The organism is Mycobacterium sp. 1482292.6 (genome assembly GCF_001672995.1).
In the GTDB taxonomy this organism is placed as follows: domain Bacteria; phylum Actinomycetota; class Actinomycetes; order Mycobacteriales; family Mycobacteriaceae; genus Mycobacterium; species Mycobacterium europaeum_A.
Genome location: NZ_LZKV01000117.1, coordinates 40,413 through 56,630, shown reverse-complemented (window position 1 = coordinate 56,630; position 16,218 = coordinate 40,413). Strand labels below are relative to the sequence as shown.

The window sequence follows — 16,218 nt, the reverse complement described above, 5'->3', positions numbered from 1 at the left end:
CCGCGGCGCCGTGCGCGGTGAACGCCGCGGTGGCCGCCGCCAGCAGCCGTTCGCGATTGCGGCGCGCGTCCGACCTTCCCACCAAAGCGGAGGCTCCTCCGGTTCTGTTACGCTATGAATGCGGAGGCCCCTCCGCTTTCACCAGTGTGTCACCCGATCTCTTCAGGAGCACCATGACAGACCAACCCCGGCCCGGCGGCATCGGCACTCTGGGCGTGACCCCCGTCGCCCGCATGGGCTACGGCGCCATGCAACTGTTCGAGGCGACGACCGCCGACGACGCGGCCGCGGTGCTGCGTCGCGCGATCGAACTGGGCGTCAACCACATCGACACCGCGTCGTTCTACGGACCCGGCGAGGTGAACCGCCGGATCCACGCGGCACTGGCCCCCTACCCCGACGACCTCGTCATCGTCAGCAAGGTCGGACGCGCGCCGCAATCGCGAACGGCTGCTGGCGGCGGCCACCGCGGCGTTCACCGCGCACGGCGCGGCGGTCTCGCTCGAGTCGATCGCCCGCGACGCGGGGGTGGGGATCGGCACGTTGTACCGCCATTTCCCCAACCGGGAGGCGCTCGTCGAGGCCATTTACCGCGCCGAGCTCGCCGAGGTGGCCGCGGCCGCCGAGCACCTGCTCGAGCGCCATCCGCCCAAGACGGCGCTGCGCCGCTGGATGGACCGCTACGCGAGCTTCGTCGCCGCCAAGCGCGGCATGGCCGAGTCCCTGCAGGCGATCTTCGACTCGGGTGCGCTTGCGCCCAGCCAGACTCGCGACAGCATCGTGGGTGCCGTCGAGTCGCTGTTGCGGGCCGGCGCCGACGACGCGAGCCTGCGCGCCGACGTGCAGGCCGACGACGTGGTGTCCAGCCTGATCGGCATCTTCTTGGTCAGCGGTTCACCGGAGCAGACCGGGCGCATGCTCGACCTGCTGGTCGCGGGGGTGAGTCGCTGACTCGTTACGTTTGGACGCGAGCGTGAAGCTACTTGCACGTTCGGACGCGAGTGTGAAGTTAGTTTCACGCTCGCCGCTATCGCCTAGCCCACCGAGCGGGCCGCGCCCTCCCAGAACTGCGCGCGCACGGCCTTCTTGTCCGGCTTGCCCAGCCCGGTCAGCGGCAGCGAGTCGGCGAGCACCACCCGCTTGGGCGACTGCACCGAGCCCTTGCGGTCCTTGACCGCGGCCTGGATCTCGGCGGTCATCTTCTCGATCGACGCGTCGTCGCGGGGCGCGTCGGAACGCAACACCACCACCGCGGTGACGGCCTCGCCCCACTTCTCGTCGGGCGCGCCGACCACGCACACCTGGGCGATGGCCGGGTGCTCGGCGACGACATCCTCGACCTCGCGCGGGAACACGTTGAAGCCGCCGGTGACGATCATGTCCTTGACCCGGTCGACGATGAAGTAGAAGCCGTCCTCGTCCTCGCGGGCCATGTCGCCGGTGTGCAGCCAGCCGTCCTTGAACGTCTCGGCCGTCGCCTCGGGCAGATTCCAGTACCCGCCCGCCAAAAGCGGCCCGCTGACACAGATTTCGCCCGGCTCGCCTTGCGGGACCGGCTTGCCGTCCTCGCCCAGCAGCGCGACGCGGGCGAAAAGCGTTGGGCGCCCACAGGAGGTGAGCCGCTTCTCGTCGTGCTCGTTCTTGGCCAGGTAGGTGATGGCCATCGGCGCCTCGGACTGCCCGTAGTTCTGGGCGAAGATCTTGCCGAACCGGCGAATCGCCTCGGCCAGGCGCACCGGGTTGATCGCCGAGGCGCCATAGTAGACGGTCTGCAGCGACGACAGGTCGCGGGTGTGCGAGTCCGGGTGGTCCATCAGCGCATACAGCATCGACGGCACCAGGAAAGTGGCCGTAATGCGTTTCTCCTCAATGGTTTTCAGCACATCAGCCGGGTCGAACTTGGGCAGCACGTGCATCTCGCCGCCCTTGATCAGCGTGGGCAGGAAATACGCCGCGCCGGCGTGCGACAGCGGGGTGATCATCAGGAACCGCGGCTCCTCCGGCCACTCCCATTCCGAGAGCTGGATCTGGGTCATCGAGGAGATCGACTGCGCGGTGCCCATCACGCCCTTGGGTTTGCCGGTGGTGCCGCCGGTGTAGGTCAGGCCGATGACCTGATCCGGCGGCAGGTCCGCGGCCACCAGCGGCTGCGGGTCGTACTTGGCCGCCTCGGCCGCCAGGTCGACCGCCACCCCACTGAGCGCCTCGGGCACCGGCCCGATGGTCAGGATCTGCTTGAGCCCGGGCACCTTCTCCAGCAGGGCCAGCGCCCGCTCGACGAACATCGGGTTGGGGTCGATGATCAGCGAGCTGATGCCGGCGTCGTTCAGCACGTAGGCGTGGTCGTCCAGCGAGCCCAGCGGGTGCAGCGCGGTGCGCCGGTAGCCGCGGGTCTGGCCGGCGCCGATGATCAGCAGCACCTCGGGCCTGTTGAGCGAGAGCAGGCCGACGGCGACGCCGGTGCCCGCGCCCAACGCCTCGAACGCCTGGATGTACTGGCTGATCCGCTCGGCCATCTGACCACCGGTCAGCGTGGTGTCGCCGAGGAACAGCACCGGCTTGGTCTTGTGGCGCTTTAGCGCGCCCACGAGCAGGTGGCCGTTGTGGGTCGGGTTGCGCAACAGGTCGGCTGTCATGGCGCCGCTCCTCCTCATCACATCGCTGAAGCATCGTCGCCGACGCGACTCATGAGCAAGACTAGAACGTGTTGCAATTTGGGTCAGCCGCGCCCTGTTGGACGCCGGCAGCCACTACGATCCCTCCCCATGGGGCAGGCAGATCTCGTCGTCACCGGAACCATCCTGACCGTCGACGAGCAGCGGCGCCCCGCCGAGGCGCTCGCGATCGCCGACGGCAGGATCATCGCCGTCGGAACCCGGGCCGAGGTCGCCGACCTCGCCGGCCCCGGCACCCGGACCGTCGATTCCGGTGACGGCTGCGTCATGCCGGGTTTCGTTGAGGCGCACGGACATCCGTTGATGGAGGCGGTCGCGCTGTCGGACCGCATCGTCGACATCCGCCCGGTCACCATGCGCGACGCCGACGACGTCGTCGCGGCGATCCACTCCGAGGTCGCCCGCCGCGGGTCCGACGGCGCCTTCCTCAACGGCTGGGATCCGCTGCTGCAGAACGGCCTTCCGGAACCCACGCTCGGCTGGCTCGACGAGATCGCGCCCGACAGCCCGCTGGTGATCATGCACAACTCCGGGCACAAGGCCTTTTTCAACTCGCATGCCGCCAAGCTGCACGGGCTGACCCGCGACACCCCCGACCCCAAGGGCGCGAAATACGGCCGCGACGCCGACGGCGAGCTCGACGGCACCGCCGAAGAAACCGGCGCGGTGTTCCCGCTGCTGGGCGGGGCCATCGACTTCGCCGACTATCCGCGGATGCTGCTCGCCGAGTGCGCCCGGCTCAACCGCGCCGGCCTGACCACCTGTTCGGAGATGGCGTTCGACCCGAACTTCCGCCCGGTGCTCGACCAGCTGCGCGAGCGGCTGACGGTGCGGTTGCGCACCTACGAGATCTCCAACCCACAGATGTCGACGGCCGCCACCCCCGGGCAGGGCGACGACATGGCCCGCCAGGTCGGCATCAAGATCTGGGTCGACGGCTCGCCCTGGATCGGCAACATCGACCTGTCCTTTCCCTACCTGGACACCGAAGCCACCCGGATCATCGGCGTCGTGCCGGGGTCGTGCGGCTGCGCCAACTACACCAAAGAGCAGCTGCACGAGATCGTCGGCTCCTACTTCCCGCTCGGCTGGCCGATGGCCTGCCACGTGCAGGGCGACGCCGGTGTGGACACCATTCTCGACGTCTACGAGGAGGCCCTGAAACGCCACCCGCGCGACGACCACCGGCTGCGCCTCGAGCACGTCGGCGCCATCCGGCCCGAGCAGCTGCAGCGCGCCCACGACCTCGGCGTCACCTGCAGCATCTTCGTCGACCAGATCCACTACTGGGGCGACGTGATCGTCGACGGCCTGTTCGGCGAGGAGCGCGGAAGTCGTTGGATGCCCGCGGGATCCGCGGTCGCCACCGGGATGCGCATCTCGCTGCACAACGATCCGCCCGTCACGCCCGAGGAGCCGCTGCGCAACATCAGCGTCGCGGTGACCCGCACGGCGCCGAGCGGCCGGGTGCTCGGGCCCGAGGAACGCCTGACGGTCGAGCAGGCGATCCGCGCGCAGACCATCGACGCGGCCTGGCAGCTGTTCTCCGACGACGTGATCGGCTCGCTGGAGGTCGGCAAGTACGCCGACCTGGTGGTGCTCTCGGCCGATCCGCGCGCCGTCGCGCCCGAGCGGATCGCCGACCTCGAGGTGCGGGCGACATATCTGGCGGGCCGCCGGGTCTACAGCGCGTGACGCCGACGCTGGAGGACCTGCTGGACCGCCTGCACGTGGTGGCGCTTCGGATGCGGGTCCGGTTTCGCGGCATCACCACCCGCGAGGTCGCGCTGATCGACGGCCCGGCCGGGTGGGGCGAATTCGGGGCCTTCGTCGAATACGAGCCGCGCGAGGCCGCGCACTGGCTGGCCGCGGGTATCGAAGCCGCCTACCGAACGCCGCCGCCCACCCGCCGCGAGCGCGTGCCGATCAACGCGACCGTGCCGGCCGTGGCCGCCGCCGACGTGCCGGAGGTGCTGGCCCGCTTCCCCGGGGCCGGCACGGCCAAGGTCAAGGTCGCCGAGCCGGGACAGACCCTCGCCGACGATGTCGCCCGGGTCAACGCCGTGCGTGAACTGGTGCCGACGGTGCGGGTGGACGCCAACGGTGGCTGGAGCGTCGAGGAGGCGGTCGCCGCGGCCGCCGCGTTGACCGCCGACGGCCCGCTGGAATACCTCGAACAACCCTGCGCGACGGTCGCCGAACTCGCGGCGCTGCGCCGCCGCGTCGAGGTGCCGATCGCCGCCGACGAAAGCATCCGCAAGGCCGACGACCCGCTGGCCGTGGTCCGTGCCGCCGCCGCCGACATCGCGGTGCTCAAAGTTGCTCCGCTGGGCGGGATTTCGGCCATGCTGGCGATCGCCGCGCAGATCGACATCCCGGTGGTGGTCTCCAGCGCGCTGGATTCGGCGGTGGGCATCGCCGCGGGCCTGACCGCCGCCGCGGCCCTGCCGCAGCTTCGGCACGCCTGCGGGCTGGGCACCGGCGGGCTGTTTCTGCAGGACGTCGCCGACGCCCTCGAGCCCGTCGACGGGACCCTGCCGGTGGGGCCGGTCAGGCCCGATCCGGAGCGGCTGCGCGCGCTGCGGGCGGCGCCGGAGCGGCGGCAGTGGTGGATCGACCGGGTCAAGGCCTGCCATCAGTTGCTTGTACCGTCGTCCGGGTGATCAACCTGGCTTACGACGACCGCGGCTCCGGTGAGCCCGTGGTCTTTATCGCCGGCCACGGCGGCGCCGGACGCACCTGGCACCCCTATCAAGTCCCCGCGTTCCTGTCGGCCGGCTACCGCGTCATCACCTTCGACAATCGCGGGATCGGCGCCACCGAGAACGCGGAGGGCTTCTCGACGCAGACCATGGTCGATGACACCGCGGCGCTGATCGAAGGCCTGAACGCGGCCCCGGCCCGCGTCGTCGGGATGTCGATGGGCGCGTTCATCACCCAGGAGCTCATGCTGGCCCGGCCCGAGCTGGTCAGCTCGGCGGTGCTGATGGGCACCCGCGGCCGCATGGACCGGGCCCGGCAGTTCTTCCGCGACGCCGAGGCCGAGCTGTCCGACGCCGGCGTCGCGTTGCCGGCCGCATACGAGGCGAAAATCCGCCTGCTGGAAAACTTTTCCCGCAAGACGCTCAACGACGACACCGCCGTCGCCGACTGGATCGCGATGTTCTCCACCTGGCCCGTCAAGCCCACCCCGGGCATGCGCGCCCAGCTCGACGTCGCGCCGTACACCAGCCGGCTGACCGCCTACCGCAGCATCGCGACGCCGGTGCTGGTGATCGGCTTCTCCGATGACGTGCTCACGCCGCCGTACCTGGGCCGCGAGGTCGCCGACGCCCTGCCCAACGGCCGCTACGTGCAGATCCCCGACACCGGCCATCTGGGCTTCTTCGAGCGGCCCGACGCCGTCAACGCCGCCATGCTCAAGTTCTTCGCCGAGCACAAGTAGCCGCCTCGCGCTGGGCGCATGACACAGGGCCTATGTTGATCGCCCGCTTCCTCCTCCCGCCCCAGCGCGGCGGGCATCGTCAGCGGGCTATGACACCCTGTAGGAGTGAACCCCTCGACGACACAGGCTCGCGTCGTCGTTGACGAGCTGATTCGCGGCGGCGTCCGCGACGTGGTGCTCTGCCCCGGTTCGCGCAACGCCCCGCTGGCCTTCGCGCTGCAGGACGCCGACCGCGCCGGCCGGGTCCGCCTGCACGTCCGCATCGACGAGCGCACCGCCGGCTACCTGGCCATCGGCCTGGCCATCGCCGCCGGCGCGCCGGTGTGCGTCGCCATGACGTCCGGCACCGCCGTCGCCAACCTCGGCCCGGCGGTGATCGAGGCCAACTACGCCCGGGTGCCGCTGATCGTGCTGTCGGCCAACCGGCCCTACGAACTGCTGGGCACCGGGGCCAACCAGACCATGGAGCAGCTGGGCTACTTCGGCACCCAGGTGCGGGCCACCATCAGCCTGGGGCTGGCCGAGGACGCCCCCGAGCGGCTGGATGCGCTCAATGCCACCTGGCGATCGGCCACCTGCCGGGTGCTGACGGCCGCCACCGGATCCCGCACCGCCAACGCCGGGCCCGTGCAGTTCGACATCCCGCTGCGCGAACCTCTGGTCCCCGGTCCCGAGCCCCAGGCGGTGACCCCGCCGGGCCGCCCGGGCGGGCGGCCGTGGACCTACACCCCGCCGGTCACCTTCGACCAACCGCTGGACATCGACCTGACACCCGACACGGTCGTCATCGCCGGGCACGGCGCGGGCGCACAGCCCAACCTGGCCCAGCTGCCGACGGTCGCGGAGCCGACTTCATTTTCTGGCCAGCCCGTGCCTAACCCGCTGCACCCGCTCGCGCTGCCGTTGCTGCGGCCCAAGCAGGTGATCATGCTCGGCCGTCCCACCCTGCACCGGCCGGTGTCGGCGCTGCTGGCCGACCCGCAGGTACCGGTGTTCGCGCTGACCACCGGGCCGCGCTGGCCGGACGTCTCGGGCAACTCGCAGGCCACCGGGACGCGGGCGGTCACCACCGGCTCGCCCAACCCGGCCTGGTTGGACCGCTGCGCGCAGACCAACCGGCACGCCCTGGCCGCCGTCCGCGGCCAGCTCGCGGCGCACCCGCTGACCACCGGCCTGCACGTCGCGGCGGCGGTGGCCGACGCGCTGGTGCCCGGCGACCAACTGGTGCTCGGGGCGTCCAACCCGGTCCGCGACGCCGCGCTGGTCGGCCTGGACACCCACGGCATCCGGGTGCGGTCCAACCGCGGCGTCGCCGGCATCGACGGCACGGTATCGACCGCGATCGGCGCGGCCCTCGCCCACGAACGCCACGGCGGGCCGGACACCCCGGCACGCACGGTCGCGCTGATCGGCGACCTGACCTTCGTGCACGACAGCTCCGGGTTGCTGATCGGGCCCACCGAGCCCACGCCGCGCCGGCTGACGATCGTGGTCTCCAACGACAACGGCGGCGGCATCTTCGAACTGCTCGAGCAGGGCGACCCGCGGTTCTCCGACGTGTCGTCACGGGTTTTCGGCACCCCGCACGACGTCGACGTGGGCGCGCTGTGCCGCGCCTACCACGTCGAGAGCCGCCAGATCGAGGTCGGCGAACTGGCGGCGGCCCTCGACGAACCCGGGGCCGGGATGCGGGTGCTGGAGGTCAAGGCCGACCGGTCGTCGCTGCGCCAACTGCACGCCGCCATCAAGGCCGCGCTGTGAGGCGCGCCTAGATGGCAATATCGCCAAAGGTGCTGCTGCACATACTGATTCATGGTCGCAGTGACGCGCCGCCGAAAACTCGCGTTCGGATCGTGTTGCGGTGGGCCCGGATTGCGGTGCTGATCGTCATCGGCCTGGTCACCTTGCAGTCGCTGTTGCTGGTGGCCGGCGCCTGGCGCGACGACATCGCGATCACCCACAACATGGGCGTCGCGCAGGCCGAGGTGCTCAGCGCCGGGCCGCGCCGCTCCACCATCGAATTCGTCACCCCCGAACGGGTCACCTATCGTCCCGAGCTCGGTGTGCTCTATCCGTCCCATCTGGCCACTGGGATGCGGATTTACGTCGAGTACAACAAGAACGATCCGAACCTGGTTCGCGTGCAACACCGCAACGCCGGGTTGGCGATCATCCCGGCCGGCTCGATCGCGGTGGTGGGCTGGCTGGGCGCGGCGGCGATCCTGATCGTGCTGGCGCTGCTGGACAAGTGGCTGGACCGCCGCGACGCGCCCCGAGACGGACCGCCGAGCCCGGCCGCAGACGGTGCCGGACCTGCAAATTTCGCGTGACGTATGCCGGCAGGCAACCTTGTCGACAGTCGATGCTGACACGGTAGTGATGTGCGCGTTGCCATCGTCGCGGAATCCTTCCTCCCCGAAGTCAACGGTGTCAGCAACTCGGTGATCCGGGTGCTCGAGCATCTGCGCCGGACGGGTCACGAAGCCCTCGTCATCGCCCCCGACGCGCCCCCGGGCCAGCCCCGGGCGGACCGCATCTACGACGGCATCCGCGTGCACCGGGTGCCGTCGCGGATGTTCCCGAAGGTGACCAGCCTGCCGCTCGGGGTGCCCACCCCCCGGCTGGTGAAGGTGTTGCGTGGATTTGATCCCCATGTGGTGCACCTGGCCTCGCCGGCGCTGTTGGGCTACGGCGGGCTGCGCGCGGCGCGGTGGTTGGGGGTGCCGACGGTGGCGGTGTATCAGACCGACGTACCGGGCTTCGCGGCGAGCTACGGCATCCCGATGACGGCGCGGGCCGCCTGGGCCTGGTTCCGTCACCTGCACGGGCTCGCCGACCGTACCCTGGCACCGTCCAGCGTCACGATGGAAGCTCTTGTCGCGCACCGCTTTCCGCGCGTGCACCGGTGGGCGCGCGGTGTCGACGTGCTGCGGTTCGCGCCGTCGGCGCGCAGCGAGGCGCTCCGGCGGCAGTGGTCGCCGTTGGGCAAGCCCATCGTCGGATTTGTGGGCCGGCTTGCGCCCGAGAAGCACGTCGAGCGCCTGGCCGGCCTGGCCGCCAGCGACGCGGTTCAGCTCGTCATCGTGGGTGACGGCGTCGACCGCGCCAAGCTGCAATCAGCAATGCCGGCAGCGGTTTTCACGGGCGCGCTCTACGGCGACGAACTCGCCGCGGCGTACGCCAGCATGGACGTGTTCGTGCATCCCGGTGAGCACGAGACGTTTTGTCAGGTCGTGCAAGAAGCGCTGGCGTCGGGGCTGCCGGTGATCGCCCCCGACGCCGGCGGCCCACGTGACCTCGTCACCCCGTGGCGTACCGGTCTGTTGTTGGCCGTCAACGAGTTCGAGCCCCGGCTGCCCGACGCGGTCGCACACCTGATCGCCGAACGGCCGCGCTACGCGCTGGCCGCCCGGCGCAGCGTGGTCGGGCGCAGCTGGCCGGTCATCTGCGACGAGCTGCTCGGCCACTACGAGGCGGTGCTCTCGCCGTTTGCCCGGCGACAACTCAGCGCGACGCGTCACGCCCAAGGCGAATGAGCTAGGGCCCCGTTCACCCAACGGGGCCGAATTCGATTGGGAGCGTGAGTGGTCCGCTCAGTCCGGTGAGGGGCTTCCATGGGGCGGGGCCGGTGCGGTGAGCGTTGGGCATGCGTTGTGCCATCACCGTCAGGGCCTCGGCGAGCTCGAGCCGAGCCAGATTGGCACCCAGGCAGTAGTGCATGCCGGCGCCGAACGTCTGCATCGGCGCCGCCGCCACGCGGGTGATGTCCAGCCGGTCGGGGTCGTCGTAGGCGGCGGGGTCACGGTTGGCCGCAGCGGTGTTGGCGATCACCAGCGTGCCGGCCGGGACCGTGAACCCCGCGATCTCGACGTCCTCGAGGGCGGTGCGCAGGGTGGCGCCCGCGATCGGCGAATGCCGCATCGTCTCCTCGACCGCGTCGGCCGCCAGCTCGGGATGCTCGGCCAGCATCGTCCACTGGTCGGGGTGGTCGCACAGCACCTGCACCGAGGCGGCCAGCTGGTTGCGGGTGGTGTCGGTGCCGGCCACCAGCAGGCCCGCCGCCAGCATCCGCAGCTCGTCGATGCTGAGGCGGTCCCCGTCGTCCTCGGCCCGGATCAGTTCGGAGATCAGGTCGTCGGTCAGCCGGTCGCGGCGCTGAGCGACCATGTCGTCGATGTAGGCGTCGAGTTCGTCCCAGGCCGCCAAGATCGTCTCTTGGTGGCCGGCGACCTCCCAGCTGAAGGCCTTGAAGATGTCGTCGGTCCATTCCGAGAACAGCCTCCAATCCTCGGCCGGGGCGCCCAACAGCGCGCAGATGATCGGGATCGGATACTGGCGGGCGATGTCGGCGACCACCTCGCAGCGCCCGGTCGCGGTGTGGCGGTCAACGAGTTGGTTGATCACCTCGACGATGGTCGTGCCCAGCCGCGCGGTGGCTCGCGGCGTGAAGGCATGGGAGACCAGTCGGCGTAGCCGGTGGTGCTCGGGCCCGTCGAGACTGATCAGGTTCGTCGCGACGCGGTCCCACAGCGGTCCGCTGGTAATCCCTTGGGAGGCAAGGAACATACCTTGCGGTATACGGAACCGCGGGTCGCGCAGCACGGTCCGCACCAGTTCATAGGTCAGGAACTCCGGCCCGTGCGGGCCGATGGCGATCGGCGCCAGGCGGCGCGCCTCGCTGATGATCGCATGGGCCTCCTCGAGGCTTCCGCAGAGCTCATAATCGATCGCCGGCAGGCCGGCATCGAAGACATTGGGGCAAACCGGCGGGTCAATCGTGGTGGTCATGGTGAGGCCTCAGTCGTCGGCGATGTGCTTCCATACCGAGTCTCGGCCGCACCCCCGCGCGGCACATGCGTAGCCGACTACCTGTCTTGCCGGCCTGGAATCAACACTCCCGAGCGGGGTGTTCAGCGGCCTATCCTTTCGGAGAACCACTGCAGACGTGGGGGCCGGATCAGCGGAGGGGCGGATGACGGCCATAGCAGCGTGCCGGACATGTGGCACCGAAACTCTTGATAACGCCCGGTTTTGTCATCACTGCGGCGCACCGGTACGCGACGATGCTAGCCGCGCCGAGTACAAACAGGTCACGGTCCTGTTTGCCGACGTGGTCCGCTCGATGGACATCGCCGCAACCGTCGGGACGGAGCGGTTGCGCGAGATCATGGTCGACCTGGCCAACCGCTGCGCGGCCGTCGTCCGGCGGTACGGCGGCACGGTGGACAAGTTCACCGGCGACGGCATCATGGCGGTGTTCGGCGCGCCGGCGGCAATGGAGGACCACGCCCTGCGCGCATGCCTCGCGGCGCTGAGCATTCAGGAAGAAGCCAAGGCGCTGGGCAGCGAGGTGCAGGGCCGAGACGGTGCGACGTTGCTCGTGCGGGTGGGGCTGAACTCCGGTCAGGTGATCGCCGGTGAGCTCGGTTCTGGATCCTTCGGCTACACCGCGATGGGTGATCAGGTGGGCCTGGCCCAGCGGATGGAATCGGTCGCACCGCCGGGCGGGGTGATGCTCAGCGTCTCCACCGCGCGACTGGTTGACGAGGCGGCGGCGCTAAGCGAACCGGAGTTGGTCCGCATCAAGGGCGTCAACGAACCAGTCACCGCCCACCGGTTACTGGGCATCGGAGACCGGCACCGCGCCGCCGGTCGCGCCGACTCGAATCTGGTTGGTCGTCGGTGGGAGATGTCCGCCGTCGAGGGCTTGTTGGAGCGCGCCCTCGCCGGTCACGGCGCTGTAGTTGTGGTGGTGGGCGAACCCGGCATCGGCAAGAGCCGCCTGGCGCGCGAGGTGGCCGCGATGGCAGCGGTTCGGGGTGCGGAGGTGTTGACCGCCTGTTGTGAGTCACACACCAGCCAGGTCCCATTCCATGCCGTGGCGCGGCTGCTGCGGGCGGTCACGGGCATCGAAGGTCTTGGGGGACAGGCGGCCCGCGCGCGAGTACGGGACCGATTTCCGGACGCAGATCCCGAGGACGTGCTGCTGCTCGACGACATGCTGGGCATCGCCGACCCGACCACCGCCGTGCCCGCGGTTGATCCCAATGCGCGTCGCAGGCGGTTGACCGCGTTGGTGCACGCCGCCAGACTGGCCCGCCAGCGCCCGGCGGTCTTTGTCGTCGAGGACGCCCACTGGATCGACGAGATCAGCGAGTCGATGCTGACCGATTTCCTCGAGGTGGTCCCGCGAACGCCCACGCTGGTGTTGGTCACCCACCGGCCGGAGTACCGGGGTGCGTTGACCCGGGTGTCCGATGCGCGCGCCATAGCCCTTGCACCGCTGAGTAATTCAGAAACGGCAGCACTGGTCACACATCTGCTCGGGCCGGACCCGTCGGTCGGTGCCCTGGGTCGCAGAGTCGCCGAGCGCGCCGCCGGTAATCCATTCTTCGCCGAGGAGTTGGTGCGTGAACTGGCCGATCGCGGTGTGCTACGAGGCGAGCCCGGTGCTTACACGTCGGCAACGGAGGTCGGCGAAGTGAGCGTGCCGGCCACATTGCAGGCGACCATCGCCGCGCGCATCGACCGCCTCTATCCGAAAGCCAAGCGCACGCTAGGCGCGCCGGCGGTCATCGGCTCGCGGTTCGGGCTGGACCTACTCACCGTGTTGGATGTTGAGCCCGAGATCGACGAACTACTGGCGGCCCAGCTCATCGATGTCGTCGGCCTCACTCGGCGCCCGGAGTATGTGTTCCACCATCCGCTCATTCACTCGGTGGCCTATGGCGCACAACTCAGATCGGATCGCTCGGAGCTGCATCGGCGGGTGGCCGCCGCAATCGAAGCCCGCGATCCGCAATCGGGGGACGAAAACGCGGCGTTGATCGCCGAACATGTGCAGGCCGCCGGTGATCTGCCCGCCGCCTACGACTGGCACATGCGCGCCGCCACCTGGGCGACCAACCGGGACATCAGCGCCGCGCGAGCGAGCTGGGGGCGCGCGGCAGACATCGCCGACACCCTGCCCGCCGATCACCCGCGCCGGCCGGCCATGCGCATAGCGCCACGCACCATGTTGTGCGGGACGGGCTGGCGAGTCCACGCCAGCCTTGCCGGTGACCGCTTCGATGAATTGCGGGAGTTGTGCAGCGCCGCGGAAGATAAGGCGTCACTTGGGATCGCAACGGCGGGGATGGTGGTTGGCTACGCGCATCAGGATCGGGTGCGCGAGGCGTCGCAGCTGGCCTCGGCTGCCTGGGCCCTGGCTGAGTCGGTCGCAGACCCGAACCTGACGGTGGGTCTGTCCTTCCCGGTGATCTACGGCAAGATCGAAAACGCCGAATGGTGTGACGTGCTGCAATGGTCACAAGCCACTATCGACCTGGCCGACGGTGATCCATCCAAAGGCAACTTCCTAGTGGGATGCCCGTTGGCGCTCGCCTTTGTGTCGCGGGGTATGGCGCGATATTCGCTGGGTCGTCGCGGATGGTCAGCAGACCTGCGCCACGGCTTGGCTATGGCCCGCCGCGCTGACGCCGCGTCCTACGCCGGGGTGGTCGGCTACATCTATCTGCTGGGAATACCGTTCGGCGTGCGCAGGCCCGATGACGTTGCGCTGCACGAGATCAAGAACGCGCTACGAGTCGCCGAGCGATCCAGCGATGACGTGGTGGTGGGATTCATCAAGGCGACGCTGGGCGTTGCGCTGGTGCACCGCGACAGCCATGACGAGCGCAGTCGGGGCCGGCAGGTGTTGGTTGAGACCGGGGAAGTGTTCTCGGGCCAAGGACACAATCTGAGCGATTTGCCGATTGTCGAGGTCTACGCGGCCCGTGAGTCGGCGAGGCAGGGAGATCACGACGCTTGCCTACCGGCGATTCGCGCCGCCGTCGACCATCTATTTCGTTGCGAACGCCTTCTGCTATGGGGCATTCCGGCCACGGCGGTTCTGGTGGAGACGCTGCTGCCTCGCGCGACCGACCATGATGTGGCTGAAGCCGAGGTCGCGATCGACCGGTTGGCGACCGCTCCGGCCGATGAGGGTTTGGCGATGCGTGACATCTGGACGTCGCGGATGCGGGCGCTGCTGGCCCGCGCCCAGGGTGACGCCTTTGCTTACACGCGATTTCGGGATGAGTATCGCGATATGGCCAAAACAGTCGGCTACGAAGGGCATATCGGCTGGGCCGAGATGCTGCCATGACGGGGTACTACGTTGTCGCGCCGGACACGCGTTGCGGACTCAATGGGCCGCAACGGATTCCGAATCGCTCCCGGACCGTGTCGAGGACGCGGCGCTGGCGCTCCCGTTCGCGGCGGTGCGTGAGCATGAACCGCGCCACAGCCGGCAGGCGGCGCGCCAGCGGATACCACTTGTCGAAATCGAGGCCGTTCTCGGCGAACACGCGGCTGGGCACGTTGTCGTAGATGAGGCTGAGGTTGTGGCCGACGAGTGCGAAGAGCACGTACGGGAACGCCAGCGGCGCCTTTTGCCGCAGATGCATCCAGTCGATTTCGTAGAGCGGGATCTCTCCGAGCTTGCCCAAGAACATCAGGTGGCCCAGGAAATACCCCATGAACGCGGGCAAGTGCAGCGTGGCCGACCGCACGTTGATGGAAACCACTGCGCCACTGGGTGATACGTAGGGCTCGTATGGGTACTCGTCGGGGAATTTGACGTAGCCCGTGCAGTTGACGATCCAGCTGCCCGGTTCGATCGTCTTCGTCGATCCGCTCCGCAACACCAGATCGGTGCTGCCATTGCGGTCGACCGCATCCTCGAAATAGTCCATGACAAGATCGTTCAGGCCGGCGGAGATCGTGCGGTTCTCGGCCTGCGACAAGACGCCCAACACGAAGTTGTCCGACTGTGGGGTCAGGAACGTGCCATGGGTGGCGCGGTACCAGTCTTGGACTTCCGATTCGTTCGTGCCGTCGTACCGACGACTCAGCTGGGTCGCGACGGCGCTCGGCGGTGTGCCCGTCCACCAGCGGCGGGCGCCGCTCGGCAACAGGGTGTCGCGGCAGGAGAAGAACGTTCCGCGGCCGGCGACCATGTTGACCTGTCGACCGGGGTAGGTCGTGATCAGTGCGTGTGCGGTGTCCATCGCGGTTTTTCCGCCGCCGATGATCCACACAGGTGCATCGCTTTGCCGGATGTCGCCCGTCCGGACGTCGCAGTAGTCGGGCGACACCGAATGGACGCGCGCGCTGGAGATCTCGAGCGGTTCGTTCGGCGTGATCCCCAGGCCATACGCCTTGATCAACCGCTTGGCCTCGACCACGAGCCTGCGGCCGTCGGCGGCGCTACAGGTGGCCCGCACGATTCCGTTCTGCTCTACCTCGGACTCCAAATTCCAGCCGAAGTACTCGTCGACCTGCACTCGCTGCCGTATGACCTCGACGCAGTGTTCGAAATGGTCGAGCACCTCGCCTTTGGTCGCCAGGTAGCTGCGGTCCTTGCCGAGCGTCCACGCGATGTTGCCCGCCGTGAACATCGGGTGCGGTTGGTGCAGGCGGACGTAGGGGTAGACGTCGACCCACATGCCCCCGACGCGTGGCCGCCGGTCGATGAGGATCACCTTTTGCTCGCGGGACAGGTATCGGCTGGCCGCGAACAGGGCGTTCAACCCGGCGATGCCGGCTCCGACGATGCAAACGTCGCAGCTCTCCACTGGCGGGAACTGGGGTGCGGACATCGGACCGCCTTTCCTCGCAGACGTCCACAATTATCTGTCCGCTGCGTGGTGGCGGGGTGAGTAATCGACTACTCCATTGCTGCCGACTGTCGCGTCGCAGCGGTGGGCTCGTCGGCTAGACCTGTCGGCGCCGACGAGGCCGGAATGCGTCTTTGACCTTTTCACCGGCGTCCCTCAAATGGGCCGCCCGCTGGTCCGCTCTGCCCTCAGCTGCCAACGTCGGATCGTTGGTGGCGCGGCCGGTTGCCGCCTTGAGCTTGCCCGTGATCAGCCGCACCTTGTTTCGGGCCTTATCCGCGCCGCTCATAACGTGTCCCTCGATTCCGTTCCAGGTGGTACCACAGCGCTTACCCGTTTTCGGGTTCGCCGCAACTCTCTTTTCGCGTGCTATTTGTCCGCAATCGAGGACCAAATCGAGCAGGCGAGCCGACCTGGATAGGCCGTTACGACACGAATC

At 69.0% G+C, this 16,218-nt stretch carries 12 protein-coding genes and 2 pseudogenes; 9 read left to right on the top strand and 5 right to left on the bottom strand.

Annotated elements, in window-relative coordinates; genetic code table 11:
• Positions 1-85, bottom strand: a pseudogene (locus A5624_RS28195) (TetR/AcrR family transcriptional regulator); the annotation flags it as partial.
• 88 nt (positions 86-173) lie between these two features.
• On the opposite strand from A5624_RS28195, the pseudogene A5624_RS27380 reads away from it, so the two are divergent.
• Together A5624_RS27380 and A5624_RS12245 are read left to right on the top strand one after the other, a co-directional pair.
• Positions 174-428, top strand: a pseudogene (locus A5624_RS27380) (aldo/keto reductase); the annotation flags it as partial.
• Positions 429-450: 22 nt separating this feature from the next.
• Positions 451-951: a TetR/AcrR family transcriptional regulator gene (locus A5624_RS12245; protein WP_066866438.1), complete on the top strand. Its 501-nt coding sequence runs from the start codon at positions 451-453 to the stop codon at positions 949-951.
• Between the two features lie 83 nt (positions 952-1,034).
• On the opposite strand, the gene fadD8 is transcribed toward A5624_RS12245, so the two are convergent.
• Positions 1,035-2,654 (bottom strand): fatty-acid--CoA ligase FadD8, encoded by a 1,620-nt coding sequence (gene fadD8 / locus A5624_RS12240; protein WP_369806917.1) that lies wholly within the window; start codon positions 2,652-2,654, stop codon positions 1,035-1,037.
• Positions 2,655-2,765: 111 nt separating this feature from the next.
• Here fadD8 and A5624_RS12235 point away from each other — a divergent pair, with 111 nt between their 5' ends.
• The 6 genes from A5624_RS12235 (at position 2,766) to A5624_RS12210 (ending at position 9,656) form a co-directional block, all read left to right on the top strand.
• The gene (locus tag A5624_RS12235) at positions 2,766-4,370 is read left to right on the top strand and encodes an amidohydrolase (RefSeq protein WP_066866436.1); all 1,605 of its coding nucleotides are present in this window, start codon (positions 2,766-2,768) and stop codon (positions 4,368-4,370) included.
• A gap of 50 nt (positions 4,371-4,420) precedes the next feature.
• On the top strand, positions 4,421-5,338 hold the full coding sequence (locus A5624_RS12230; RefSeq protein WP_232002252.1) for an o-succinylbenzoate synthase: 918 nt from the start codon (positions 4,421-4,423) through the stop codon (positions 5,336-5,338).
• Entirely contained in the window at positions 5,335-6,120 is a 786-nt protein-coding gene (locus A5624_RS12225) for an alpha/beta fold hydrolase (protein ID WP_066866434.1), read from the top strand. The genes A5624_RS12230 and A5624_RS12225 overlap by 4 nt, the downstream gene beginning before the upstream one ends.
• A 105-nt stretch (positions 6,121-6,225) precedes the next feature.
• Complete coding sequence (menD, locus tag A5624_RS12220; protein ID WP_066866432.1) at positions 6,226-7,881, top strand: 2-succinyl-5-enolpyruvyl-6-hydroxy-3-cyclohexene-1-carboxylic-acid synthase; 1,656 nt, start codon at positions 6,226-6,228, stop codon at positions 7,879-7,881.
• A gap of 11 nt (positions 7,882-7,892) precedes the next feature.
• Positions 7,893-8,450 (top strand): DUF3592 domain-containing protein, encoded by a 558-nt coding sequence (locus A5624_RS12215; RefSeq protein WP_232002251.1) that lies wholly within the window; start codon positions 7,893-7,895, stop codon positions 8,448-8,450.
• Between the two features lie 51 nt (positions 8,451-8,501).
• Positions 8,502-9,656, top strand: coding sequence for a glycosyltransferase family 1 protein (locus A5624_RS12210; RefSeq protein ID WP_066866430.1), 1,155 nt, complete (start codon positions 8,502-8,504; stop codon positions 9,654-9,656).
• 13 nt (positions 9,657-9,669) lie between these two features.
• On the opposite strand, the gene A5624_RS12205 is transcribed toward A5624_RS12210, so the two are convergent.
• Complete coding sequence (locus tag A5624_RS12205; RefSeq protein WP_066866428.1) at positions 9,670-10,908, bottom strand: cytochrome P450; 1,239 nt, start codon at positions 10,906-10,908, stop codon at positions 9,670-9,672.
• A gap of 184 nt (positions 10,909-11,092) precedes the next feature.
• Between A5624_RS12205 and A5624_RS12200 the strand changes: the two genes are divergently transcribed.
• Complete coding sequence (locus A5624_RS12200) at positions 11,093-14,266, top strand: adenylate/guanylate cyclase domain-containing protein (RefSeq protein ID WP_066866426.1); 3,174 nt, start codon at positions 11,093-11,095, stop codon at positions 14,264-14,266.
• Between the two features lie 7 nt (positions 14,267-14,273).
• Here A5624_RS12200 and A5624_RS12195 read toward each other — a convergent pair whose 3' ends face one another.
• On the bottom strand, positions 14,274-15,761 hold the full coding sequence (locus A5624_RS12195) for an FAD-dependent oxidoreductase (protein WP_066866425.1): 1,488 nt from the start codon (positions 15,759-15,761) through the stop codon (positions 14,274-14,276).
• 115 nt (positions 15,762-15,876) lie between these two features.
• Complete coding sequence (locus tag A5624_RS12190; protein WP_066866423.1) at positions 15,877-16,068, bottom strand: CsbD family protein; 192 nt, start codon at positions 16,066-16,068, stop codon at positions 15,877-15,879.
• Between the last annotated feature and the right edge of the window lie 150 nt (positions 16,069-16,218).

Coding starts and splice junctions, on each gene's coding strand:
- A5624_RS12235 (WP_066866436.1), top strand. CDS start 2,766: ATGGGGCAGGCAGATCTCGTCGTCACCGGAACCATCCTGACCGTCGAC.
- A5624_RS12190 (WP_066866423.1), bottom strand. CDS start 16,068: ATGAGCGGCGCGGATAAGGCCCGAAACAAGGTGCGGCTGATCACGGGC.
- A5624_RS12215 (WP_232002251.1), top strand. CDS start 7,893: ATGGCAATATCGCCAAAGGTGCTGCTGCACATACTGATTCATGGTCGC.
- A5624_RS12230 (WP_232002252.1), top strand. CDS start 4,421: ATGCGGGTCCGGTTTCGCGGCATCACCACCCGCGAGGTCGCGCTGATC.
- fadD8 (WP_369806917.1), bottom strand. CDS start 2,654: ATGAGGAGGAGCGGCGCCATGACAGCCGACCTGTTGCGCAACCCGACC.
- A5624_RS12205 (WP_066866428.1), bottom strand. CDS start 10,908: ATGACCACCACGATTGACCCGCCGGTTTGCCCCAATGTCTTCGATGCC.
- A5624_RS12200 (WP_066866426.1), top strand. CDS start 11,093: ATGACGGCCATAGCAGCGTGCCGGACATGTGGCACCGAAACTCTTGAT.
- A5624_RS12195 (WP_066866425.1), bottom strand. CDS start 15,761: ATGTCCGCACCCCAGTTCCCGCCAGTGGAGAGCTGCGACGTTTGCATC.